General features: G+C 70.8%; 20 protein-coding genes. 2 read left to right on the plus strand and 18 right to left on the minus strand.

Annotated features, from left to right (window positions below):
* Window positions 1-45: 45 nt before the first annotated feature.
* The 6 genes from MKK84_RS11705 to MKK84_RS11730 form a co-directional block, all read right to left on the minus strand.
* Window positions 46-1983, minus strand: coding sequence for an SDR family NAD(P)-dependent oxidoreductase (locus tag MKK84_RS11705; protein WP_243919901.1), 1938 nt, complete (start codon window positions 1981-1983; stop codon window positions 46-48).
* Window positions 1984-2060: 77 nt separating this feature from the next.
* Window positions 2061-2912, minus strand: coding sequence for a DUF1206 domain-containing protein (locus tag MKK84_RS11710; RefSeq protein WP_243919902.1), 852 nt, complete (start codon window positions 2910-2912; stop codon window positions 2061-2063).
* Window positions 2913-3012: 100 nt separating this feature from the next.
* Complete coding sequence (locus MKK84_RS11715) at window positions 3013-3354, minus strand: hypothetical protein (protein WP_243919976.1); 342 nt, start codon at window positions 3352-3354, stop codon at window positions 3013-3015.
* Between the two features lie 149 nt (window positions 3355-3503).
* A complete protein-coding gene (locus MKK84_RS11720) occupies window positions 3504-4064 on the minus strand; it encodes a Uma2 family endonuclease (protein ID WP_243919903.1) in 561 nt (186 codons plus the stop codon).
* Window positions 4065-4121: 57 nt separating this feature from the next.
* Window positions 4122-5315: a M23 family metallopeptidase gene (locus MKK84_RS11725; RefSeq protein WP_243919904.1), complete on the minus strand. Its 1194-nt coding sequence runs from the start codon at window positions 5313-5315 to the stop codon at window positions 4122-4124.
* A gap of 85 nt (window positions 5316-5400) precedes the next feature.
* Window positions 5401-5868, minus strand: coding sequence for a peroxiredoxin (locus MKK84_RS11730; RefSeq protein WP_243919905.1), 468 nt, complete (start codon window positions 5866-5868; stop codon window positions 5401-5403).
* A 183-nt stretch (window positions 5869-6051) separates the two neighbouring features.
* On the opposite strand from MKK84_RS11730, the gene MKK84_RS11735 reads away from it, so the two are divergent.
* Complete coding sequence (locus MKK84_RS11735; RefSeq protein ID WP_279599488.1) at window positions 6052-9486, plus strand: DUF3971 domain-containing protein; 3435 nt, start codon at window positions 6052-6054, stop codon at window positions 9484-9486.
* A 100-nt stretch (window positions 9487-9586) separates the two neighbouring features.
* Here the strand turns inward: MKK84_RS11735 and MKK84_RS11740 are convergent, their stop codons facing one another.
* From MKK84_RS11740 to ileS, 9 genes are all read right to left on the minus strand, one after another.
* Window positions 9587-10360: a ferredoxin--NADP reductase gene (locus MKK84_RS11740; RefSeq protein ID WP_243919907.1), complete on the minus strand. Its 774-nt coding sequence runs from the start codon at window positions 10358-10360 to the stop codon at window positions 9587-9589.
* A gap of 273 nt (window positions 10361-10633) precedes the next feature.
* Window positions 10634-11584 (minus strand): ring-cleaving dioxygenase, encoded by a 951-nt coding sequence (locus MKK84_RS11745; protein WP_243919909.1) that lies wholly within the window; start codon window positions 11582-11584, stop codon window positions 10634-10636.
* Between the two features lie 154 nt (window positions 11585-11738).
* Entirely contained in the window at window positions 11739-12023 is a 285-nt protein-coding gene (locus tag MKK84_RS11750; protein WP_243919911.1) for a type II toxin-antitoxin system RelE/ParE family toxin, read from the minus strand.
* Window positions 12020-12223, minus strand: coding sequence for a hypothetical protein (locus MKK84_RS11755; protein ID WP_409566492.1), 204 nt, complete (start codon window positions 12221-12223; stop codon window positions 12020-12022). The genes MKK84_RS11750 and MKK84_RS11755 overlap by 4 nt, the downstream gene beginning before the upstream one ends.
* A 70-nt stretch (window positions 12224-12293) precedes the next feature.
* Window positions 12294-13586 (minus strand): M16 family metallopeptidase, encoded by a 1293-nt coding sequence (locus MKK84_RS11760; RefSeq protein ID WP_243919919.1) that lies wholly within the window; start codon window positions 13584-13586, stop codon window positions 12294-12296.
* A 111-nt stretch (window positions 13587-13697) separates the two neighbouring features.
* Window positions 13698-15107: a M16 family metallopeptidase gene (locus tag MKK84_RS11765; protein WP_243919920.1), complete on the minus strand. Its 1410-nt coding sequence runs from the start codon at window positions 15105-15107 to the stop codon at window positions 13698-13700.
* A 158-nt stretch (window positions 15108-15265) separates the two neighbouring features.
* Window positions 15266-15928 (minus strand): hypothetical protein, encoded by a 663-nt coding sequence (locus MKK84_RS11770; RefSeq protein WP_243919922.1) that lies wholly within the window; start codon window positions 15926-15928, stop codon window positions 15266-15268.
* Between the two features lie 160 nt (window positions 15929-16088).
* Window positions 16089-16601 carry a signal peptidase II gene (gene lspA, locus MKK84_RS11775; RefSeq protein WP_243919925.1) on the minus strand — a complete coding sequence of 171 codons (513 nt, stop codon included), beginning with the start codon at window positions 16599-16601 and terminating at the stop codon, window positions 16089-16091.
* Between the two features lie 88 nt (window positions 16602-16689).
* On the minus strand, window positions 16690-19656 hold the full coding sequence (gene ileS, locus MKK84_RS11780; protein ID WP_243919927.1) for an isoleucine--tRNA ligase: 2967 nt from the start codon (window positions 19654-19656) through the stop codon (window positions 16690-16692).
* A gap of 334 nt (window positions 19657-19990) precedes the next feature.
* Here ileS and MKK84_RS11785 point away from each other — a divergent pair, with 334 nt between their 5' ends.
* A complete protein-coding gene (locus tag MKK84_RS11785; protein ID WP_243919928.1) occupies window positions 19991-20260 on the plus strand; it encodes a hypothetical protein in 270 nt (89 codons plus the stop codon).
* 19 nt (window positions 20261-20279) lie between these two features.
* Here the strand turns inward: MKK84_RS11785 and MKK84_RS11790 are convergent, their stop codons facing one another.
* The 3 genes from MKK84_RS11790 to MKK84_RS11800 form a co-directional block, all read right to left on the minus strand.
* Window positions 20280-21233 (minus strand): DMT family transporter, encoded by a 954-nt coding sequence (locus MKK84_RS11790; RefSeq protein ID WP_243919929.1) that lies wholly within the window; start codon window positions 21231-21233, stop codon window positions 20280-20282.
* A 114-nt stretch (window positions 21234-21347) separates the two neighbouring features.
* Window positions 21348-21734 carry a hypothetical protein gene (locus tag MKK84_RS11795; protein ID WP_243919932.1) on the minus strand — a complete coding sequence of 129 codons (387 nt, stop codon included), beginning with the start codon at window positions 21732-21734 and terminating at the stop codon, window positions 21348-21350.
* 416 nt (window positions 21735-22150) lie between these two features.
* Entirely contained in the window at window positions 22151-22993 is an 843-nt protein-coding gene (locus tag MKK84_RS11800) for a DUF1932 domain-containing protein (protein WP_243919934.1), read from the minus strand.
* Between the last annotated feature and the right edge of the window lie 96 nt (window positions 22994-23089).

Below are 23089 nucleotides of genomic sequence, written 5' to 3' on the forward strand. Positions count from 1 at the left end.
GAAAGGGATGATCCCTTTCGAAACCCGGGTTTTGCCCGCTGCGGCTTACGCCGCGCTTCGCTCCAGCCGCTGGGCGTGGCGCTCGCGGAAATGCGGCACCGCCGCCTCGAACACGGCCTCTGCGGCGGCCCGGTCGCCGGCCGCCACGGCGGCGCGCAGCTCTGCTACCCAACCGTCGAGCCGCGCCCGGTCGGCGAAGATGGGTCGCGCCGCCATCACGCCGTCGATCCCCGCAAGCGCCACGCGGGGCTCATCCCGGGCGAACAGGATCTCGTTGAGCCGCTCGCCGGGCCGCGCACCGGTAAACGCGATCTCGATCTCTTCCCCGGGCTCGAAGCCGGCCAGCCGGATCATCCGGTCGGCGAGGTCGGCGATCCGCACCGGCTGGCCCATCTTGAGCACGTAGACCGCGGCGCGCTCCGAATCCGGCGCGGTGCGGGCCTCGCCGTCGGCGTGGGAGGCCGCCGTCAGGACGAGGTCGCAGGCCTCCCGCACGGTCATGAAGTAGCGAACCATGTCGGGATCGGTGACCGTCACCGGCCCGCCCCGGGCGATCTGCGCCTTGAACACCGGCACCACCGAGCCGGCCGAGCCCAGGACGTTGCCGAACCGCACGGCGATCAGACGGGTCGGGTGACCGGGCTGAGCGGATTGCTCGGCGTCCAGCGCCTGAGCGACCATCTCGGCGAAGCGCTTGGTGACGCCGAGTTGCGAGACCGGCTCGATCGCCTTGTCGGTGGAGATCATCACCAGCGCCCGGGCGCGGGCCGCCACCGCGGCCTCGGCGACGTTGATCGAGCCGAACACGTTGGTCTTGATGCCCTCCTGCCAGTCCCGCTCCAGGTAGGGCACCTGCTTCAGGGCAGCGGCGTGGAGCACGTAATCCGGCCGGAACTCCGCGATGACCTGATGCGTCCGCTCCCGGTCGCGGATGTCGGCGAGAACCCCCGTCACCGTGGCCTCGGCGGCGAGGATCGCCGGATGCGTGAGGATGCTGTGCAGTGCCGGCTCGGAGGCGTCGAGCACCAGCACGGCGGCGGCCCCGAACGCCACGGCGCGCAGGCAGATCTCGGAGCCGATCGAGCCGCCGCCCCCCGTCACCACCACCCGGCGGCCGGTGAGAAACGCCTCCAGCCGCGCCCGGTCGATGGGCACGGTCGGGCGCAGGAGCAGGTCCTCGATCTCCAGCGGCGCCAGTTCCGGACCCTGCGCGCCCTCGCCGAGGCCTGCAACGCGAGCGAGCGGCAGGCCGAGCCGGCGGGCACGGGCGATCAGGTCGTCGGGCGAAGCCTCCGGCACGAGGGCGCTCGGCGTCGCCACGAGGCGCCGCACCGGCTCGCCCCGTGCCGCGAGGTCGGCCACCACCCGCTCAAGATCCGGGAAGCCGCCGAGCACGGCCACGCCGCGCATGAACTGGCCGCGCTCGTCCGCCCGCGGCGAGAGGATGCCCCGGGGCGCGAGCTTCTTGACCGAACCCGCTTCGATCGCCCGGATCAGCACGTCGATATCGGCCCCGCGCCCGAGGAGCAGAGTCGGCACGGTGGCGGCCCGGGCGCTCGACTGCCGGGAGCGGGTATCCTTGAGATAGCGGAAGGCGAGGCGTGCGCCGCCGAGGAAGAAGATCTGCAGCACCCAGTAGAGCAGGATCGCAATCTTGCCGAAGAAGTAGAACCCGTAGAGATCGGCCGAGACCAGGACCCAGTCGATCACCAGCAGGGCGAGCGCCAGCACGCTCGCCGCCCGGACGATGCCGGCGAGATCCTGCAGCGAGGCGAAGCGCCACTTGGTCCGGTAGAGCCGGAAGCGCGCGTAGACGAGGCCCGCAAAGGCCAGGAACGGCGGCAGCAGCAGGGGCAGGGCGTGCAGGCGCTCGTCCAGCATCCCACCCTGGAATCGGAACAGGAAGGTGAGCACCACGGCGGCGGCGGTCGCCGCGAGGTCGTGGGCCACCATCACCGCGGTCTTGTAGTGGCGCTGCTGCATCGGGGGCCGGATGGGGTGCCGCGGGGTATCCGCCGCGGGACCTGTCCTGTCAACGCGACGGGCCGTCCGGACCCGCGTCAGGTCAGGGCCCGGGCCGCAGCGCCCGCCGCGTCGTCGACCCGGTCGATGTCCGGGGCCTCGATGTGCCGGTAGCGGGCCTGGATCAGCCCGAACGCCCCGAAGGCGGCGTGGCCCGCAGCCACCAGCCCGAGCAGGACCGAACCGTAGGGCTGGGCGCGCAGCAGCGCGAAGGCCTCGGCCAGCCCCTTGGCGTCGGACGAGCGCTGGTGCCACGCCGCCGCGACGAGGAACCCGCCGATGATCAGGAAGGCCAAGCCCCGCGCCGCGTAGCCGAATCGGCCGATCGGACCGGCCCAGCGCGCGCGGGCCTGGGCATCGAGGGCGAGCCGGTCCGTGACGTCCCCGCGCCACGCCTTCCCCAGGAAGCCGAAGCCGCCGCCGACCACCGCGAGGCCGGCGAGCGCCACGAGCCAGCGGCCGAAGGGCTTGGCGAGCAGCCACGCGGTGCCATCGTGCATGCCGTCGCCGCCGCTCAGGCCGAGCCCGAGGCTCAGCGATGCGGCGCTGGCGGCGAGGCCAACATAGAGCGCGGCGCTGATCAGATGCGCGCCGCGCACCCCCAGCCCCTTGAGTCCGGTTCCTCGCCGGTCGGCATCCGTGACGGCCTCGACGAGGCGCCAGAGCGCGAAGCCAGCGAGCCCCAGCGCGATCAGGCCGACAACGGCCGCTCCGAAGGGCCCGGCCAGCACGGCGCGCAGGGCATCCTTGCTGTCGCCGGCCCGTCCACCCTGGCCGAGCGCCGCCAACAGGGCCAAGCCGCCGACCACGAGGTAGACCACGCCGCGGGCACCGTAGCCCAGGCGGGCGATGCGCTCGATCGTGTTGCGGCCGCCGGGGAGGGTGCTCATGCCGGGATCTGGGTGCGGTGGGTCGGGCGTCCGATGCTGGACCGGTCAACGTCCGGCGGCGCGCGCACGATCCGTTGCCAGCGCAGGACCCGGCGCCGATCTACATCGGCGTCCGTTCGGCCCGGCCGGACAGCGCCACGTAGAAGCCGAGCCCATCCTGCGACGGCAGGGTCTGCAGCCGCTCGATCAGGCCGCGGCGCTTCGCGTCCAGGAGCAGACGACCCGCCGGCTGGAACAGGGTTTCGCCACCGCCCTCCGGGGGCGGATCGAGCCGGATCGCCACGGTCTTGCCCTTGGCGAAGCGGCTGCGCTCCAGCATGTCCTTAAGCGAGGCCTCGGCGCGCGCGCGGTTGGCGCCGCGCAGGTCGAGCACCGAATCCGCGTCCGTCACCCCGAGGGAGCCGCGCAGCTTGGCCGCGTAGAAGTCTTCGAAATGGGGCAAGTCGGTGCCTTGGTGCTCTGCCGGGCCGGGGAAGCCGGCCGTTGAGATCGGATGCGGCTCAGGATGTGAGCCCATGATAGATGTCGGGCACCAGCACGGCGTCATCAAGCTCCGGCAACGCCACGGTGCCGGCGCGCACCAGCGCCAGTTCAAAAGGTCACGCGGTCGTAGATGTCGGCCACCGGTAGGGGACCGCCCAGTTCCGGCAGGTCTACGACCGCGTCCGCTCCGACCGGCCGCATGATCCAGCCGGCATCGCGGCGCCAGACCTCGATCCGGATCTCGTCTTGGTAGACGATCAGCAGGGTCTGAAGGCTGGGCACGGTGGCGTAGAAGGCGAGCTTGCGCCCGCGGTCGTTGGTCATGGTGCCCGGCGACAGCACCTCGACGATCACGAGGGGATCGTCGACGAAGCCGGTGGGCGGCATCGGCCCGCACTGGACCACGACATCCGGGTAGGGCGCGTAATCGTCCATCGCGTCGCTGAGGATCGCCAAGCCCGGATAGGCGCCGCAACCACGCGCTTCGGCCGACGAATCGAGCCGCCTGATAAGGTTTGTGACGATGCGCTGGTGCCGGGCGCTCGGCGGCGCCATCAGCACGGGCTCGCCGTCGAGCAGTTCCCAGCGCTCCTCGTCCGGGCGGGGCTCCACCCAGCGCCTGTATTCGGCGACGCTCATGCGTGCGTCGCGCTTCACAGCCAATGCCATGACGGCCTCCGATCGCGACTCGGAGACTAGCACGGGCCGGGTACCGCCGCGACGGCCTCAGTCGGCGCCGAGTTGCGCGCTCAGGCGCGTCGCGCCGGCATTCAGGAAGCGCTGCGGGTCGACCGGCACGCCGTCGATGCGGGTCTCGTAGTGCAGGTGCGCTCCGGTGGAGCGCCCGGTCGAACCGACGGAACCGATCATGTCGCCCGCGGCGACGTGCTGCCCGGGACAAACCGCGATGCGCGCGAGATGGCCGAACCGGGTGGTCAGGCCGTTCCCGTGATCGATCTCCACCATGTTGCCATAGCCGCCCGCGGCCTCGGCGGCGATCACCCGACCGGCGGCGGTCGCCCGGGCGGGCTCGCCGTATTCGGCCTTGAGATCGAGCCCCGTGTGGAGCGCGAGGCCGCGGGTGAACGGGTCGAGACGGGTCCCGAACGGGCTCGACACGATCGCCTCGCCCCGGATCGGCCGACCGAGCGGCAGCCCGGCGGCTTTCCGGCGCAGGTGCTCGCTTTCCGCAAGAGCCCGGCGGGCGAATGCGAGGCCGGCCTCGAAGCCGGCGCCGTCCAGGACGCGGCTGTCGAGGGGGACCAGCGGGCCGCCAACCCCGGCGGACGGCGCGTCAAAGCGCCCGGGATCGAGGCCGGTCCGGCGGATCAGGCCGCGCAGCCGCCGGACCTCCTCGCCGGCCCGCGCGGCCAGGCCGACGAGGCGCTCGCCTTGAGCCGCCTGCAGGCCCTCGAGACGGGCCTCCAGCCGGATCAGCCCGGTCTCGACCTCGAGGGCGCTCCGGCGCGGCAGGGCGCGGGCGGGCCTGGCCCCATCATCGGAGCGCAGGCTCGGCTCATCGTCGATTGGTGCGAGGCCCGCGCCGGGGCGTGGGGGCAGCGCGCCGGTGACGATCGGGTCAGGGGGCGTCTGCCGCGCCAGGCCGGCCAGGGCGGCTGCACGCCGCTCCAGCTCGGCCTGCCGCTCCAGCGCCGCCGTGACGCGGTCTGCCAGCCCGGCCTCGGTGCCGGCCCGGTCGCGACCGCCGCGGTCGAGGCGGTCGCGCAGGTCGGCAAGCTGCGCCTCGTAGGCGTCGCGCATCGCCGCCTGCCGGGCCACGAAACCGGCCAGCACCTCATCGTGGAAGACGATCAGGTAGGTCGCGCCCAACGCCCAGAGCAGCGCGAGCGCGAGCCCCCCGGCGAGCCACGGCGCGGCCCGGCGCGAGGTGGAGGGTGAAGAAATCTTCAGACGATGCATCGGGACGGCCCCGCGAGAGCCGTCATTCAAGACGGGGTAAGGTTAAGGATCCGTCGAGACCAATATCGGTCTGCCGAAACTTTCCTCAGGGAAGCGCCCGGGCGGCTTCCAGCACCGCCTCGGCGTGGCCCGGCACCTTCACCTTCGGCCAGACCTTTGCGATCCGGCCTTCACGGTCGACCAGCACGGTGGTGCGCTCGACGCCCATGTAGGTGCGCCCGTACATGCTCTTCTCGACCCAGACGCCGTAGGATTCGAGCACGCCCTTGTCCTCGTCGGAGGCGAGCGGAAAGGCGAGGCCGTACTTGCCGCAGAACTTGTCGTGGCTCTTCACCGGGTCCGGCGAGAGGCCAACGACCTTGGCGTCGGCCGCCGCGAGATCCGGCAGCAGGCGGTTGAAGTCCTGCGCCTCCAGGGTGCAGCCGCTCGTGTCGTCCTTCGGGTAGAAGTAGAGCACGACTTTGTGACCCTTGAGCGCAGACAGCGCAATGCGGCCTCCCGCAGAGGCGGGCAGGTCGAAATCCGGGGCCGGATCGCCCTCTGACAGCGGCATCGTGCCTTCCTTTCGGCCGAATGATGATGTGCAACCGATCTCGTGCCCGGCAACATGCAATCGCGCCGCGCACATCTGAGCCAAAACCGGAGTCGCGGCCGCTGTAAAGCGCAGGCGCGCTTCGATCCACCGGCCGCGAAGCCTGCGGGCTCCGCGGGCAGAGTCCCCGGAACAAGGGTCCCGATGGCGGACGAGACGACGTCGGCAGGCAACCCCCGGGGGAGGGCACGGCGCGTGGGAGGCGCCTGCCTCGTGAGCGCGCTCGCCCTGGTGCTGGTCCTCGGCGCCGGGATCGGCCTCGTGGCCCTGCGCCTGTCGAACGGGCCGCTGCAGATCGACGGCCTGTCGCGTCGCGTCGCCGCCGCCGTGGCCGAGCGGATCGGCCCCGGCTGGAGCATCGGCATCCGCGGCAGCAGCCTCGAACTCGACCGCGAGAATGCGCTGAGCCTGCGCTTCTCCGGGCTCGACATCCGCAATCCGCAAGGCGACCTCGTGGTCCGCGCGCCCCTGGCGCTCGTCAGCCTCGACCTCTGGGGGCTGCTGCGACTCAACCTCCAGCCGCGCTCCATCGAGTTCCGCGAGACGCAGACCACCGCGCTGCTGCATCGCGACGGCTCCATCGCGTTCGCCGCCTCGGAGGCCAACCACCCGGTCGACATCCAGCCGCACACGCCGCCGAGCGTGGATGCGGTGCGCGGCAGCGTCTCGCCGCTTTCGGCGGGCATCGCGTCGATCTTCGGCATCGTGCTCGATCCGAGCGGCGTGGTGGGCGCCCTCGACCGGGCTCGGATCACCGACGCACGCCTGCGCCTGATCGACGAGGACGGCCGCGAGCGTGCGGTCTTCGCCCGGGTCAACGGGTTGTTCGGGCGCGATCCGGCGAACGGATCGCGCACTTTCGAATTGCGGCTCGACGGGCCGCACGGCGAGTGGCGGTTCGGCGGTTCCCTGCGCGACGGCGGGGAGGGGCAGGAGCGCTCGGGCATCATCACCCTCGACGATCTGCCGGTGACCGATCTGCTGCTGCTCTCGGGCCAGTCGGGCCTGCCCCTGACCACTGATCTCAAGGTCTCGGCCCGGGCCGACGTGAAACTGGCGGCCGGGCGCATCCAGGCGATGACCGCCCGGGTCCATACCGGCGACGGCACCTTCCTGATCGAGGAGAAGGACTTCAACCCCGTCACGGTCGAGAGCCTCGACGCGAATCTAGACTGGGACGAGGCCGGCCGCGTCATGGCGCTGAGCGGCCTGGACTATCGCGGGGCCGGCAACGCCGTACACCTGACCGGCGCCTGGAAGGGCAGCCCGGCGGATGCGGCGACGGACTGGACGGCGACGCTCGCAGGGCGGGACGCCATCTTGCGCGGGGCGACGCCGCAGGACGCGCCGGTGAAGATCGACGCCCTGGACGTGAAGCTCTCCGGCCGGGACGGCGGCATCGCCATCGACGGGCTGAACCTGTCCGCCCCGGGGATGAGCGGGACGATCACCGGGACGATCGGCACCACGGCCGACGATGGCGGCCTCAACCTCCACATCATCGCCCATGACGGCGACGTCCGCACGGGCCTGCGCCTCTGGCCGGAGCACATCGCACCCCCGGCCCGGACCTATCTCGTGGACCAGCTGCGGCGCGGCCGCGTCGAGGCGGTCGACATCCGGGTAACGATGTCCGGGACCGTGCTGGCCGCCGCGACCCGGGGCGATCCGGCCCCGGACGACTCCGTCCATATCGACTTCCACGTCTCTGACGCGGCCCTCGACGTCACCGCCGACGCGCCCCCCGTGACCAGGGGCAACGCCTTCGGGACCATCACCGGGCGCTCGACCACGGTGCGTAACGTGACTGCCGAAATCCGCGGACCGGACGGCCGCGGCCTCGCGGTCTCGGACGGCAGCTTCGTCATCCCCCAGCTCACCCCGGACCGGGTGGTGGCGCAGATCGGCATGCGGCTCTCCGGCGGGGCGGATGGCATGGCCTCCGTGCTGCAGGCCAAGCTGTTCAAGAGCCTGATGAGCGTTGATCTCGACCCCGCCACGATCAAGGGCAGCGCCGATCTGCGGGTCGATTTCCCCCTCAATCTCAAGCACATCCCCGATCTGCCCGACCTGCCGGTGACCCTGACCGGCACGCTGGCCGACCTCTCGGTCGACAAGGTGATGGGCAAGGACCGGCTGGAGGCGGGCAAGTTCTCCCTGTCGTACGACCGCGGCGCCTTCGCGCTGAAGGGCGACGGCCGGGTCGCGGGCGCCCCGATCTCGGTGGACATGCGCCAGCCGAAGGTGGGACAGCCGGGCGAGGCGGTCATCAACCTCGCCCTCGACGACGCGGTGCGGGGCCGGAAGGGCCTGCCGACCGCGCCGCAGCTCACCGGCACGATCCCGGTCCGTGCGGTGGTGCCGATCGGCCGGCCCGGAACCGGCAAGCCGCCGATCAAGGTCGAGGCCGATCTCGCCAAGGTCGGGATCGACGGGCTGCTCCCGGGATTCACGAAGTCCGTCGGCAAGCCGGGACGGCTGACCTTCACCCTGGTGGATGGCAGCCAGGGCCTCGAACTGCGCGACTTCGCCTTCGACGCCGCCCCGGCCTCCGCCCGCGGCACCGTCACGATTACCCCCGAGGGCGGCCTGGAGCGGGCGGAGCTGACGAACGTCAAGCTCTCGCCCGGGGACGATCTGCGGGTCGGGCTCGACCGGTCCGGCAACGGCTACAAGGTCGTGGTCCGGGGCGCGGTGGTGGATGCGCGGCCGTTCCTGAAGTCTTTGGGCGGGCCGGACGGCAAGGGCGGCAAGGACACGAACCCGAAGGATATCGACGCCGACATCCAGGTGCCGATCGTCACGGGCTTCAACGACGAGGCGCTGACCGGCGCCAACCTGCGGCTGTCGCTGCACGGCAAGACCCTGCGCGCGGCCACGATTTCCGGGCGCTTCCGCGCGGCGCCCTTCGCCGCCTCCGTCACCCGGGGCGAGCGCGGCGTGCCGACGCTGGCGGTGGATACCGCCGATGCCGGCGCGACCCTGCGCTTCGTCGATGTCTACCGGCGGATGCATGGCGGGCGGCTCAATGCCGGGATCGGCCTCAATGACGGCCCGCAGGCGGGGGTCGTGCAGATCCGCGACTTCGTCCTGCGCAACGAGCCCGCTTTGTCGAGCATCATCGCGCAGGGGCCGGAGACGGCCGACACCGATTCCGCCCGCGGCCGCCGGGTCGCCCCGGGCCGGGGAGCCGGGGACGTCACCTTCGACCGGATGCGCGCCAATTTCGTCCGCACGGGCACCCGGGTCGATTTCAGCGACGCGGCGATCTCGAACGCCGCCATGGGCTTCACCCTGTCGGGCTGGCTCGACACGGGCCGCGAGCGCACCCTGATCGACGGCACCTTCGTGCCGCTCTACGGGCTGAACAACGTCGCCTCGCAACTGCCCCTGCTCGGGCCGCTGCTGGGCGGCGGCCACAACGAGGGGCTGTTCGCGGTCAATTTCCGCGTCTCGGGCAAGCTGGCCTCGCCGGATGTGAGCGTGAACCCGCTCTCGGCCATCGCGCCGGGCTTCCTGAGGAAGCTGTTCAGCGCCGGAGGTGGGCCGTTCGCCGACGGGATGCCGGCGCCGCAATAAGACGATGCGGGCTCGCGCGCCCCGCCGCCGGGTTCGCTGCGCCCCACAAAAAAGCCCGGCGCGATGAACCGCCCCGGGCCGAAGCCAAATCCGGAAAGAACTACTTCTCGACGAAGGCCTTCTCGATCACGTAGTGGGCCGCCTCGCCGTGGTTGCCCTCCTCGTAACCGCGGGAGGTCAGAAGCTCCCGGGTGTCGCGGATCATGTCGGGGCTGCCGCAGAGCATGAAGCGGTCGTTCTCGATCGCCATCTCCGGCAGGCCAATGTCGGAGAAGAGCTTGCCCGAGACCATCAGGTCGGTGATCCGGCCGCGGTTGCGGAACGGCTCGCGGGTCACGGTCGGGTAGTAGACCAGCTGGTTCGAGATCATCTCGCCCAGGAATTCGTGCTTCGGCAGCGTCTCCGTGATGGTCTCGCCGTAGGCGAGTTCCTGCACCTGACGACAGCCATGGACCAGCACGACCTTCTCGAACCGGTCGTAGGTCTCCGGATCCTTGATGATCGACAGGAACGGCGCCAAACCCGTGCCGGTGCCGAGCAGGTAGAGGTGCCGGCCGGGCAGCAGGTTGTCGAGCACCAGCGTGCCGGTGGGCTTCTTGCCGACGATGATCGGATCGCCGACCTTGAGATGCTGGAGCTTCGAGGTCAGCGGCCCGTCCTGAACCTTGATCGAGAAGAACTCCAGTTCCTCCTCGTAATTGGCCGAGACGACCGAATAGGCGCGCAGGAGCGGGCGCCCCTCGACCTCAAGGCCGATCATCGTGAACTCGCCGTTGCGGAAGCGGAACGCCGGATCGCGGGTCGTGCGGAACGAGAACAGGTTGTCGGTCCAGTGGTGGACCGATAGGACGCGCTCCTCGTAGAACTTGCTCATCGACGGATCAGTCCTCGAATCCTCTGATGCTCGGTTCGGCAGATCCCCGCCCTCCCACGGGACGGGGGCGGATCCATGCGGCGGTCCGCCGGGATCCGGATGTCAAACATACGCGTGCTGCTTCTTTCGCAGTTGCAGCACGCCCGTCAAGGCGCGCCAGGATCACACCCGCCAAAGAAGTGAACGGCCTGGAATCGTTCGAATATTTAGCCTCTTCGCCGCATGGCTGCAGCCGCGCCCCGGACATGGGAGGGTTGCCGGGGCGGGTGGCGCTCAGGAGACGGTGCCGGGGCGTAGCGGCTTCAGGCCCGCCTCGATCTCGGCCCGGCGCGGCTCCAGAAACGGCGGCAGGGCGAGACGTTCGCCCAGAGTCTCCAGCGGCTCGTCGGCGGTGAAGCCCGGCCCGTCGGTGGCGATCTCGAAGAGGATGCCGTTGGGCTCGCGGAAGTAGAGGCTGCGGAAATAGTAGCGATCGACCGGCCCGCTGGTCGGCACCCGGGCAGCCCGAAGCCGGTCGGCCCAGGCGTCGTATTCCGCATCCGGGATGCGGAAGGCGACGTGATGCACCGCCCCCGCGCCCTGCCGCGCCGGCGCGGACGGATCGGCCAGGAGCTGGATCTCGGCGGCCGGGCCGCCAGGGCCCATGGCGTAGACCTCGACCGGTCCGTCCTCGGTCTGGAACGCCCGATCCCGGCGCATGCCCAGCACCTCGGTGAGCACGGCGGCGGTGCGCCCGAGATCCGGCACCGCGAGGCGGATCGGGCCGAGGCCGCGGATCTGATAGGCGGCCGGCACCGGCGAACCGGTCCAGGGATGCTCCGGTCCGGTCCCGCCGTCATCGACGAGGGCGAGGCGCTGGCCCTCCGGATCCTCGAAATCCAGGGTGAGCCGCCCGTCGCGCACGACAGGCTCGGCCTCCACGATCCCGGCCTCGCGCAGGCGTGCGTGCCACCACGCCACCGCGCCTTCGCCGGGCACGCGCAGATGCGTCCGGGAGATGCTGTTCGAGCCCCGCCGCTCCCGGGGCGCCGGCCAGTCGAAGAAGGTGATGTCGGTCCCGGGGCTCGCCAGCCCGTTCGCGTAGAACAGGTGGTAGGCCGAGACGTCGTCCTGGTTCACGGTCTTCTTGACGAGGCGCAGGCCCAGCGTGCCCGTGTAAAACGCGACGTTGTCCGCCGCGCGGGCGGTCACCGCGGTGAGGTGGTGGATGCCGGTGAGCTGCATGGGGATCCGGGGGTCTGGGGCCGATCCGGCTCAGGTGGGGATTGGGGCCCGGGTTGCGAGGGCTGGCCATCCAGGGAGTTGTTCGGCAGGTATCAAGCTGCGCTCACTGAGCGCGTCTCAAGGCGTAATGGAGTTGTCCGCCCGTCATCATGGCCTATCCGCTCGACAACGGTTTGCGGGCCGCGTGGCGAAACCGCTGCACCACGATCTCATCGTCGCGGACGAAATGGTCGATGTGGTAGGGATAGGGCGTGAGGAAGAGACGCCGCACGCCGGGCAGCGACGTCCGCGCGCCCACGTAAGGATGATCCCGCACGACTGCGATGAGCGCTGTCAGCCGGGCTTCAACGTTAGCCGCGCCTTGCGGGGACTGCGTCGCGATGTGGCTCAGGGCGCGGTCGATCTGCTGCAAGGCGCGCCGCTGAAAAAGCAGCTTCAAAGGCGATACTTGGACAGGACGGCCTCGACTTCGGCCGCCGTCGCGAAGTCGCCGCGCATCCTCTCGGCCTGCGCCTCGACGAGATCGGCGACTTCATCAGCCGTAAGTTCGATCACCGCCTCGTCCCGGCCCGCATAGGCCAGCACAAGGCGAGCAATCTCATCCTGCATCTCGGGCGACAGCGCGCGGGCGGTTTCCATCGCCCGATCCAAGAGGTCGGTCATGCCTTCAGTATGCACCGATCACCGCCCGAGAAAAGCGGCCCAGCCCTCAGAGCCCGACCGGCCGCCCCGCGGCCACCACCAGCATCTTGCCATCCGCGAAGGTGCGGGCGGCGGCCCGCCGGATATCCGCCTGGGTCACGGCCGACACCATGGCGTTGCGCCGGGCGATGTAATCCATGCCCAGTTCCTCGAAGGCGATCTGCACCAATTGGTGCGCGATCTTGGTCGAGGTGTCGAAGCCGAGCGCGTAGGAGCCGGTGAGGTAGTCCTTGGCCTTCTGCAACTCGTCGTCGTCCGGGCCATCCGTGATCAGGCGGCCGATCTCGTCGCCGATCACCGACAGTGCTTCGCCGACGCGCTCGTTCTTGGTGGCGGTGTAGCCCCAGGTCATCGCGGCCGAGCGGTGGCTGACCAGCGAAGTGCCGACCGAGTAGGCCAGCCCGCGCTTCTCGCGCACCTCTTGGAACAGGCGCGACGTGAAGGCGCCGCCGCCGAGAATATGGTTCAGCACGTAGGCCGGGATGAAGTCCGGGTCGCGCCAGGGCACGCCGGCCATGCCGAACCGGATCACCGATTGCGGGACGTCGAGATCGACCACGATGCGGCGGCCGAGATCCTGCACTTCGGTGCGCGGCACCGCCTTCAGTTCGCCGGCCTCCGGCAGGGCCCCGAAGGACCGGTTCAGACCGTCGGCGAGTTGCTGGGCGCCAATCGCGCCGACCGCCGCGACCTTCACCCGGCCGCGCCCGATGATGCGGGCATGCATCGCCAGCAGGTCGTCGCGGGTGATCGCCGTGACGCTCTCGACCGTCCCGGAGGAGGGGCGGGCATAGGGATGGCCGGCAAACGCCTCCTTGAAGAAGCGGCGGGAGGCCAGCACCCCCGGATCGTTCTGCTGATAGCGCAGGCCGGCGATGATCTGGGCCCGCACGCGCTCGATCGCGTCCGGGTCGAGGCGGGGCTTGGCCAGCGCCAGGGCGAGGAGGCCGATCGCCTCGTCGGCGTGCTTGACCAGCATCTTCAGCGAACCGCCGACCGCGTCCGGCCCGGCATGGAACGACAGCTCGATCGCCCGGGCGGCCAGCCGCTCCTGGAACTGGTCGGAGGTCAGATCGCCGGCGCCCTCGTCGAGGAGCCGCGCCAGCATCTGCGCACAGCCGGACTTGCCGGCCGGGTCCTGGGCGGCGCCGCCCTCGAAGGTGAAGGCCAGGGCGATCAGCGGCACGACGGGGGATTCGACGTGCCACGCCTCGATGCCGGGGGCGGTCACCACCGGCAGCGCCGTGGTCGGCGAGTTGGTCGGGGTTACGGTCTCGACCAGGGTCTCGGTCAAGCTCATGAGAACCTCTTTTTTATCGCTTCACGGGCGGCGGAGCAGCTCAGCGCATCCGGGCTGATGCGGTCTCGACGGGGCTTGGAAAACCACCCGCCGGGACGCGTCCCGAAAACACTACTCGGCGGCCATCGCCACGGGGGCGTCGGGATCCTGCGCCTTGGTCAGGTAGCCGGTGACCGAGCGGGCCGGCGTCAGCCAGCGCTCGGCGGCGCTCTTCAGGCGGTCCTGCGACACCGCCTCGATATCGGTCGGCCAGCGGCGGACCTCCTCGATGGTCTCGCCGATCGCCAGAGCCGAGCCGTAGATGCGGGCGAGCGAGGACTGGCTGTCGGAGGAGTAGACCGTCTCGGCCACGAGCCGGGTCTTGGCCCGCTCGATCGCCTCGGGATCCAGAGCCTCGGCAGGGGCGCGGCGCAGCACCTTGTCGACGGCCTCCTCCAGCTTCTCCAGGGGCACGCCCTCGGCGGGCACCGCGTAGACGGAGAAGCGGGTGTCGTCGATCGCCGAGCCCATGTACCAGGCGCCGGCATTCACCGCGAGGCCGGTCTCCATGACCAACTTGCGGTAGAGATAGGAGGTCGAGCCGCCGCCCAGCACCTCGGCGAGCAGTTCGAGGTCATGGCAGCCGCCGTCGCGGGCGGTGATGCAGGAGGGGGTCAGGTAGAGCCGCTGCAGGGTCGGCTGCTCGACCTTCGGGTCGGCGACCGCGACGCGGCGCAGCGCCTTCGGCTCCGGCTCCCGGGCCCGAATACGCTCGGGCCGGGTGCCCTGCGGCGTCACGCGGCCATAGGTGGTCTCGGCCAGCCGGCGGACCTCGTCCGGGGTCACGTCGCCGGCGACCACCAGGATGGCGTTCTCGGGGGTGTAGAAGCGCTTGTAATAGGCCAGCGCGTGCTCGCGGTTCAGCCCCTCGATCTCGTGCATCCAGCCGATGATCGGGGTGCCGTAGGGATGGTGCACGAACAGGCCGGCCGCCATCGCCTCGGAGAGCTGGGCGGAGGGGTCGGTCTCGACCCGCATCCGGCGCTCCTCCAGCACCACGTCGCGCTCGGGAGCCACGACGGCATCGTCGAGGACGAGGCCGCTCATGCGGTCTGCCTCGAACGCCATCATGGTGCCGAGATGGTCCCGGGCGACCCGCTGGAAATAGGCGGTGTAATCGTAGCTGGTGAAGGCGTTCTCCTGGCCGCCGAGGCCCGACACAGCCTTCGAGAAGGCGCCGACCGGGTGCTTCTCGGTGCCCTTGAACATCAGGTGCTCAAGGAAGTGGGCGATGCCCGACTGGCCGAGCGGATCATCCGCCGAACCGTTGCGGTACCAGATCATGTGGGTGGCGACGGGGGCGCGATGGTCGGGCACCACCACCACGTCGAGGCCGTTGTCGAGGGTGAACGCCGTCACTTCGGGGCCACCCGCCTCGGACCGCCCGAACGGCGCGGCATCGCCCCGGCCGGCGCTGGCGCCGAAGGCCGAGCCCGGACGCAGCGGGAAGAGGGGGGGCGTCGCCGTCCTGAACAGGTGCATTCCGCTTTCCTTCTGCCGGCCCCGCCCGGCGCGCCGCATCTCTGGATGCGCGTGCGGATCGGAACCGTCCTGGTCTCCGGCGGGCAAGAACCGCACCGGGACGAACATCACATGTTGCCACGTCGAGTCGCCGTTGCAACGGCGACACAGCGACTCCGCTACTGCTGCGCCCGCTGACGGAGGTAAGCCTGGGGGTCGGCCTCCTCGCGCTCGCGGCTGGCGTTGTTGATCGGGTCGCTGGAGGGCGGGCGCGCCAGCTTCTTTGGCGATTGCCGGTATCCGGTGGGCGGATCGGTCAGCACGTCCCGGTTTGGCTCGACGTCGGAGGGCTCCGCGTTGGCGCTCTTGCCCTTGAGCAGGTCGAACGGGCTGACCAGGCTGTCGTCGCGGTTGTTGTCGCCGGGCTTGCGCTCGGCCTCGGTGGCCAGGTTCGCGCCGGCCCGGCGGCCGTTGCGCATCTCGTCCACCGAGAGGGTGGCGTTGTTGTCGTCGTAGCGGCCCTGGGCCTGGACGCCCTTGGGGTTGCGGCGCTCCTTGGCGGCGCGCTCGCGCTCGGCGATCTCGGGATCCTTCGGCCAGGCGGTGCTGGTGGAGCGGGCCCGGGGCTGGGGCAGGGCCTTGCCGTCGAGCTTGGGCGGCATCACCAGCGGCGGGCGCTCGTGGTAGTCGATCGGATCCTGGCGCTTCTCCAGAAGGCCGATGCCCGACAGCGCATCGCGCATGAACTCGCCGCGCTCCTGCGCCTGGGCGCCGACGGAGAGCAGCGGCGCCAGGGCGAACGCGGCGGGGAGGAGGAGTCGAAGCCTGCGATGCCCGGTCATGCTGCCTCACGGGTTCCGGCCGGGGAGTCCGGCTCGGGGATGGCCGAAACGCGGCCTGATCCGACGGGACCCGGCCTGAGGCCGGTTTCCGGCGATCGTATGGCGCCTTGGCCACATCGCGCCAGGGCGGAGATGTGACCGGACCGATGTGTTGCGCGCATCACAGGCGTGGGGCCGGATCGCTCGGGGCCGGATCCCGCTGGTGCCGCCCGGCCGGGAACAGGCTGTCGAGGATCAACCCAATGACGCCGGCCACGATCGCCGCGTCGGCGACGTTGAACACGTACCAGGACCAGCCGCCGGCATGCAGGTGGACGAAATCGAACACCGCCCCGTAGGCGGCGCGATCGATGGCGTTGCCCAGCGCACCGCCGACGATGAGGCCCAGGGCAACGCCGAGCAGCCGCGACGTGGCCCGCCGCATCCAGATCCCGAGGCCGAGCGCCGCGGCGAGCGACAGGATGACGAGGATCCAGCGGCCGAGGCCGCCCTCCTGCTGGAACAGGCCATAGGACACCCCTCGGTTCCAGACCACGACGAAGTCGGCGAAGGGCCCGAACCGCCAGGGCTGCGTGAGCACGAGGTCGGTGCCGAAATACAGGCCGAGCTTGGAGGCTTGGTCGAGGATCAGGGTGAGGAGGAGGGCCAGAAGGCCGGCGCGGAAGGGGGTCATGCGGCAACCGCACGGCCGACGGCGGAAAGCCCCTCTCCCCGCGCGCAGGGAGAGGGGGATGCTGCGGCGAAGGAGGCGTCAATCGCCCTCACGCCGCGCTCGCCTCCGGATGCGCCGTGTCCCACTCGCGCAGGGCCTTTGCGTCGCGGGGGGTTACGTCCGGGAAATCCGGATCGCCGCCCACATCCGGGCTGACCCGCCAGGAGCGGGCGCATTTGCGGCCCTCGGCCGGGCTCGGCACCACCGCCACGCCGCGGACCTCGTCGAGCCGGAAGGCCTCGGCCGGGCCCTCGCCCGCCACCACGGTGATGGCGGAGGTGATGCAGGTATCGGCGAAGTCGCAGCCCTCGAGCGCCGCCAGCAGGTCCGGATCCGCCACGTAGACCGTCGGGGCCGCCTCCAGGCTCGCGCCGATCCGCTTGGCCGCGCGCTCGATCTCCAGCGCTCCAGTGACCACCCGCCGCACCCGCCGGATCTTGTGCCAGCGCTCCGCGAGGGGGGCGTCGAGCCAGTCCGCCGGAGTCTCCGGCAGGGTCTGAAGATGCACCGAGCCGTCCTCGGACGGGTAGCGGTCGAGCCAAGCCTCCTCGGCCGTGAAGGCCAGCACCGGGGCGAGCCAGACCGTCACCCGCCGGAACGCCGCGTCGATCACCTGGAGTGCGGCCCGGCGACGAACCGAGGAGATCGGATCGCAATACAGCGCGTCCTTGCGCACGTCGAAGTAGAACGACGACAGGTCGCCGGTCATGAAGCCGTTGAGCAGCGCCACCACCCGCTTGGTGTCGAAGGTCGCGTAGGCCTCGCGGATCTCGCCGTCGAGCTCGGCCAGCCGGTGCAGGATCAACCGCTCAAGCTCCGGCATTTCTTGGAACTCGACGTCGTCGCCCTCGACCCGGTGGGCGAGCGAACCGAGCATCCAGCGCAAAGAATTCCTGAGCTTGCGGTAGGTCTCGGCAAACGTCTTGATGATCTCCGGGCCGATGCGCAGATCGTCGGTATAGTCGGACGCCGCGACCCACAGGCGCAGGATGTCGGCGCCCGAATCCTTGATGATGCTCTGCGGCGCGACGACGTTGCCCTTCGACTTCGACATCTTCAGGCCCTTGCCGTCGAGCACGAAGCCGTGGGTCAGGACGATGTCGTAGGGCGCCCGGCCCCGCGTGCCCGAGGATTCGAGCAGCGAGGATTGGAACCAGCCGCGATGCTGGTCGGAGCCTTCCAGGTACATCACTCGGTCCAGCCCGCCATCGCGAACGCGCGTGACCCCGGCGAGGCCCGGAAAAGCCTCCGGATCGTCCAGCACGAAGGCGTGGGTCGAACCCGAATCGAACCAGACGTCGAGGACGTCGGTCACCTTCTCGTAGGCGGCCGGGTCGTGCTCGGGCGCCAGGAAGCGCTGCGCGGCGTCGTCCCGGAACCACGCGTCGGCACCCTCTTTGGCGAAGGCCTCGCGGATGCGGGAATTGACCCGGTCATCCTTCAAGATCTCGGCCGTCTCCCGGTGGACGAACACGGTGATCGGCACGCCCCAGGCGCGCTGGCGCGAGACCACCCAGTCGGGGCGGTTGCCGACCATGCCGGTGATCCGGTTCTTGCCCTGCGTCGGCACCCACTGGGTGTCGTCGATGCCCTGGAGGGCCACCTCGCGCAGGGATCGGTTGCCGAGCGAATCCACCGGCCGGTCCATGGCGATGAACCATTGCGGGGTATTGCGGAAGATCACCGGCTTCTTGGACCGCCAGGAATGCGGGTACTGGTGGCGCAGCACCCCGCGGGCGACGAGCGCACCGGCCTCCGTCAGCGCGGCGATGACCGCCTTGTTGGCGTCGCCCTTCTCGCCCTTGGCGGTGAGCACGCGGGTGCCGGTGAAGCCCGGGGCCGCCTCGGTGAGCACGCCGTCCGCGTCCACCGTGTAGGGGATGGTCGTGTCGATGCCGCGCTCGTGCAGGAGCCGGCCGCTCGCCATCCAGAGTTCGAAATCCTCGCGGCCATGGCTCGGCGCCGTATGGACGAAGCCGGTGCCGGATTCGTCGGTGACGTGGTCGCCGTCGAGCATCGGCACGGCGAAGCCGTAGCCGAGCTTCGCCAGGGGATGGTCCAGGGTCAGGCCGGCGAGTGTCGACGGGCTCACGTCGCCGACGCGCTCGAACGCTTCGACCCGAGCGGCCTTGAACACGGTGGCGGCCAGGCTGTCGGCCAGCACGTAGCTCTGGCCGGGCACCGCCCAATTGTCGGCCGGCGCCTGCGTGACCCGGTACAGGCCGTAGGCGATCTTTTTGGAGTAGGCGACGGCGCGGTTCCCGGGGATCGTCCAGGGGGTGGTCGTCCAGATCACGACGCGCGCCGCGCCGAGGTCACCCTGTGCGCCGGAGCGGATCGGAAACGCACAGAAAATCGTGTCGCTGACGTGCTCCTCGTACTCGACCTCAGCCTCGGCGAGCGCGGTCTTCTCGACCACCGACCACATCACCGGCTTCGAGCCGCGATAGAGCTGGCCGCTCATCGAGAACTTCATCAGCTCGTCGGCGATCACGGCCTCGGCCGGGTAGGCCATGGTGGCATAGGGATGGTCCCAGTCGCCGGTGACGCCGAGCCGCTTGAACTCTTCCCGCTGCACGTCGAGCCAGTGCGCCGCGAAGGTCCGGCATTCCTGCCGGAACTCGATCACCGGCACGTCGTCCTTGTTGCGGCCCTTGGCGCGGTACTGCTCCTCGATCTTCCACTCGATCGGCAGGCCGTGGCAGTCCCAGCCGGGGACGTAGTTGGCGTCGAAGCCGAGGGCGGCCTGGGAGCGGACCACCACGTCCTTCAGGATCTTGTTGAGGGCCGTGCCGATGTGGATGTTGCCGTTGGCGTAGGGCGGGCCGTCATGGAGCACGAATTTCGGCCGGCCCTGGCCGCGGGCGCGCAGCGTCCCGTAGAGGTCGATCCGCTTCCAGCGCTCGATGAGGAGCGGTTCGCGGACCGGCAGGCCGGCGCGCATCGGGAATTCGGTCTGCGGCAGGAACAGGGTCTTGGAATAGTCGCGGGCGGGCGCGGTCTCGGGGGTGGTCATCGGATCTCGCATCGGCGGTCGGGCCGGCGGCAGGCCGGCGGAATCGGATCAGGCGGCAGGAGGACCCCGGACCTCCCCGCGGCCACGCCGAAGCGGGCCCTCAGGCGGAGGCCGGGCCGGTAATTCGAATCGGGCGGCCGGGGCCGCGCAGGGCGCGCGAAGCGTGCATGCGGCGATCTCTATCAGCCGCTCCGGCGCGAGGCCAGCGGCAGCGCCGATCACGCGCCCGTGAAACAGGATGGGACCATTCGGCGCCTGAACCGTTGATAGGCACACCCTCCGCTCGCCGAGGCGGCGCGGAGCCGACCCAGACCCAGATCCGGGAGATGAACCTATGAAGAAGCTTCTGATCGCGACCCTCGCCCTCGCACCCCTCGCCTTCGCGGGGGCCGCACAGGCCCAGGGCACGGCCCGCGGCGCCCAGCGCGGCGTCGAGGACGGCTCGGCTGCGGCCGGCCCGGTCGGCGGCATTGTCGGCGGTGCCGTCGGCGCGGCCACCGGCACGGTCGGCGGAGTGCTCGGCACCGATCCCGATCCGGCCCGCCGCGCCCGGGAAGAGCGCCGCGAGGAGCGGATGGAGCGTCAGGAGCGCCGCGGCCGCTGATTCGATCCGGCCGGTCGCCTCAGGCGGCCGGCCGCCCGTCCCGGCGGATCGTCTCCTGCGCCAGGAGGTATAATCCTGAGCCGACCACGATCATGGCGCCCGCCACGGTCCAGCGGCTCGGCACGTCGCCGAACAGCAGGAAGCCCAGCGTCACCGACCAGAGCAGCTGGGTGTAGATGAACGGCGCCAGCACGTTGGCCGGCGCGCGGGCATGGGCCATCACCAGGAGCCAATGGCCGAGCGTTCCGAACAGCGCGACGCCGATCAGCAATGCCCAGTGGGTCAGGCTCGCCGGGCTCGTCCAGATCCACGGCAGGAGCGGCGCCATCAGCGCGAGGCCCGCGAGCCCGGTGTAGAACATGGTCGTCGCGGTGGAATCGTAGGCCGCGAGCTTGCGCGTGATGATCGCGTAGAAGGCGTAGACCACGACGTTGGCCAGGCAGAGCAGGGCGGCCGGGTGCATCCCGCCGATTCCCGGCCGCACGATCACCAGCACGCCCAGGAAGCCGACGCCGATCGCCGCCATCCGCGCCCGGGAGGACCACTCGCCGAGCAGCGGTCCGGCGAGCAGCGCCACAGTGAGCGGCGCGGCGAACTGGATCGAGATCGTCTCGGCCATCTGCAGGTAGCGCAACGCCAGGAAGTTCAGGGCCGTCGAAGCGAACAGCAGCAGCGAGCGGACGATCTGGAGCGTCAGCCGCCGGCTCTTCACCACGCCCGGGGTACGCACCGGGTTGACGAACAGCGAGATCATCGCGACGCTCGCCGCGTAGCGCATGAAGGTGGTGACCAGCGGGTCGACCCCGGCCCGCGCCAGGGTCTTGGCGCTTGCGTCGAGGCTCGCGAAGAACGCGACGGCCCCGCACATGAGGGCGATGCCGACAAGCCGTCGGCGGCCGGCCAGGGCCATCTCGGCAGCGGCCTGCGCGGGCGCGATGTCATCGGTGACGGACGTCGCGACCTGCGTGTTCATGCCTGCCAAATCCCGGTGGAGGCCGGTATTTGTGCCACCCTCGACCTTGGTTCGGTATCCGTCGCCGCGCAGGGGGACCATGCAGCCGGCACGGTCATGCGGGCCGGCGGCGCCTCACCGCTTGGCCGCGACCTTCTCGACCGCCGGGGCCTTCTCGGCGGAGGCGGTCCGGGTCGTCGCCTTCGCGACCTTCGGCTTGGCCGGCGCGGCCCCCGCGATCAGCGCCGCGAGATGCGACTGGTCGAGCCCCGATGCCACAGCCGGACGCGGCGCGGGCTGCGTCGCGCCTGCCGGCATGCTGGCCGCCGCGACAGAGCGCTCAGCTTGACGCTCGATCGGGCGTGGCTCGATGGAGCCCGTGGCGACCGGATCGGCAAGGCTGGCGACCGGCACCGGGGCCGCCGTGGATTCGCGCTGGACGCGCAGGGTCCAGTGCGCCGCCGTCGAGAGGGCGGCGACCGCCAGGATCGCCTTGATGCCGCTGGTGAGCAGGGCTCGCATGGTCGTCAGGCCCGAGAGAACGCGGTTACGCCGGACCGGATCCCGGCCCCGATTCATCATCGCCGCGGAGCGTGAACGAAGCTGCAATCGCCGGACCGAAACCTGTCCCGGAACGGGGCAGCGCGCTTCCTCAAGGGGCCGGGCGAGGGGAGAAATCTATGTGGGCCTTGCGCCGGATCCGCGGTTCCTGTTCCCCGCGCACCCGACACTCCTGCAGCGACTCGGCCCACTGAGCCTCACAGAAACGGCCCAGAGAACTGGTCCGGACCGCTCCGTCACTGCCGACCCCGCCGCCATGCAGGCCCGAGCGGGCTCGCGAAACCTTCAGGCGCATCGGCCGCTGGGGAGAGCCCGTGTAGAGGGTGACAGCCGAGCCGGCAACAGAGGCGGGACCGTTTCGGCGGCCCCCGCGGCGATCAGCGCGCCTGCGCCGCCGCGGCGAAGCGTATCAGCGCGGCGATGTCGGACCCACCCGCCTCCGCGGCGAGGTGCCGGTACAGCGCGGCATAGCCATCGAAGACCTGCCGGCCGGCCGCGTCCGGGCCCAGGAAATCGGCGATTTCCGCCATCTCGGGTGCCCAGCGATACGCCTTCGGCGCCATGCCGGGCAGGCCCTTGGCGAACCGGGCGAGGAGCGCCGGCTCGTTCTCGGCGAGTTCGGCCAGCAGCGCCTCGCCGGCGCCGGCGCGCTCGGCGGCCAGGATCATGATGGCGGCCAGCGCCGTGAGACCCTTGTTGAGGCCGGCATAGCTCATCTTCAGGCTGGAGGCGGCGTCGATCCCGCCGGCGCAGACGCGCAGGTCGAGGCCGAGGTCGCGCAGGATCTGCGCGGGGCCCGTGTCCGCGCCCGAGACGTAGACGCGCGGCCCTTGGCTGCCGGGCTTCGGCGGCAGGCCCAGAATCGCCCCGTCGAGGAACGGCGCGCCCGTACCGGCGATGATCTCCGCAATGCGGCCGACCGTTTCCGGGCTGACGGCATTGGCGTCGATATAGACCGGCTTGCGTGGGGCCGCCGCGAGGGCGGGAGCGAGCCGGCGGGCCATGGCCTCCGCGTCGGCGGGCGGTACGATCGAGAGCAGGAGGTCCGCGGCGGCGAGATCGGCATCCGCGGCGTGGATCATGCCGGCAGCCTCGGCTCGAGCGTGGCTCGCAGACCCGCGCCCGTCGAGGGAGGTCAGCACCCGGGCGCCGTGCTCGGACAACCGAGCCCCGATGGCGCTGCCCATGGCGCCGGGGGCGATCACCGCGATGGTGGGCATGGGGGTTATTCCGATCCGACGAACTGCCCGACACTAGGCGAGCTGCATGAGCTCAGCCAAGGCCGGGACGCTCCTTTACGACCCCGTTCAGCGCCG

It is taken from the genome of Methylobacterium sp. E-065 (genome assembly GCF_022829605.1).
Taxonomy (GTDB): Bacteria; Pseudomonadota; Alphaproteobacteria; order Rhizobiales; family Beijerinckiaceae; genus Methylobacterium.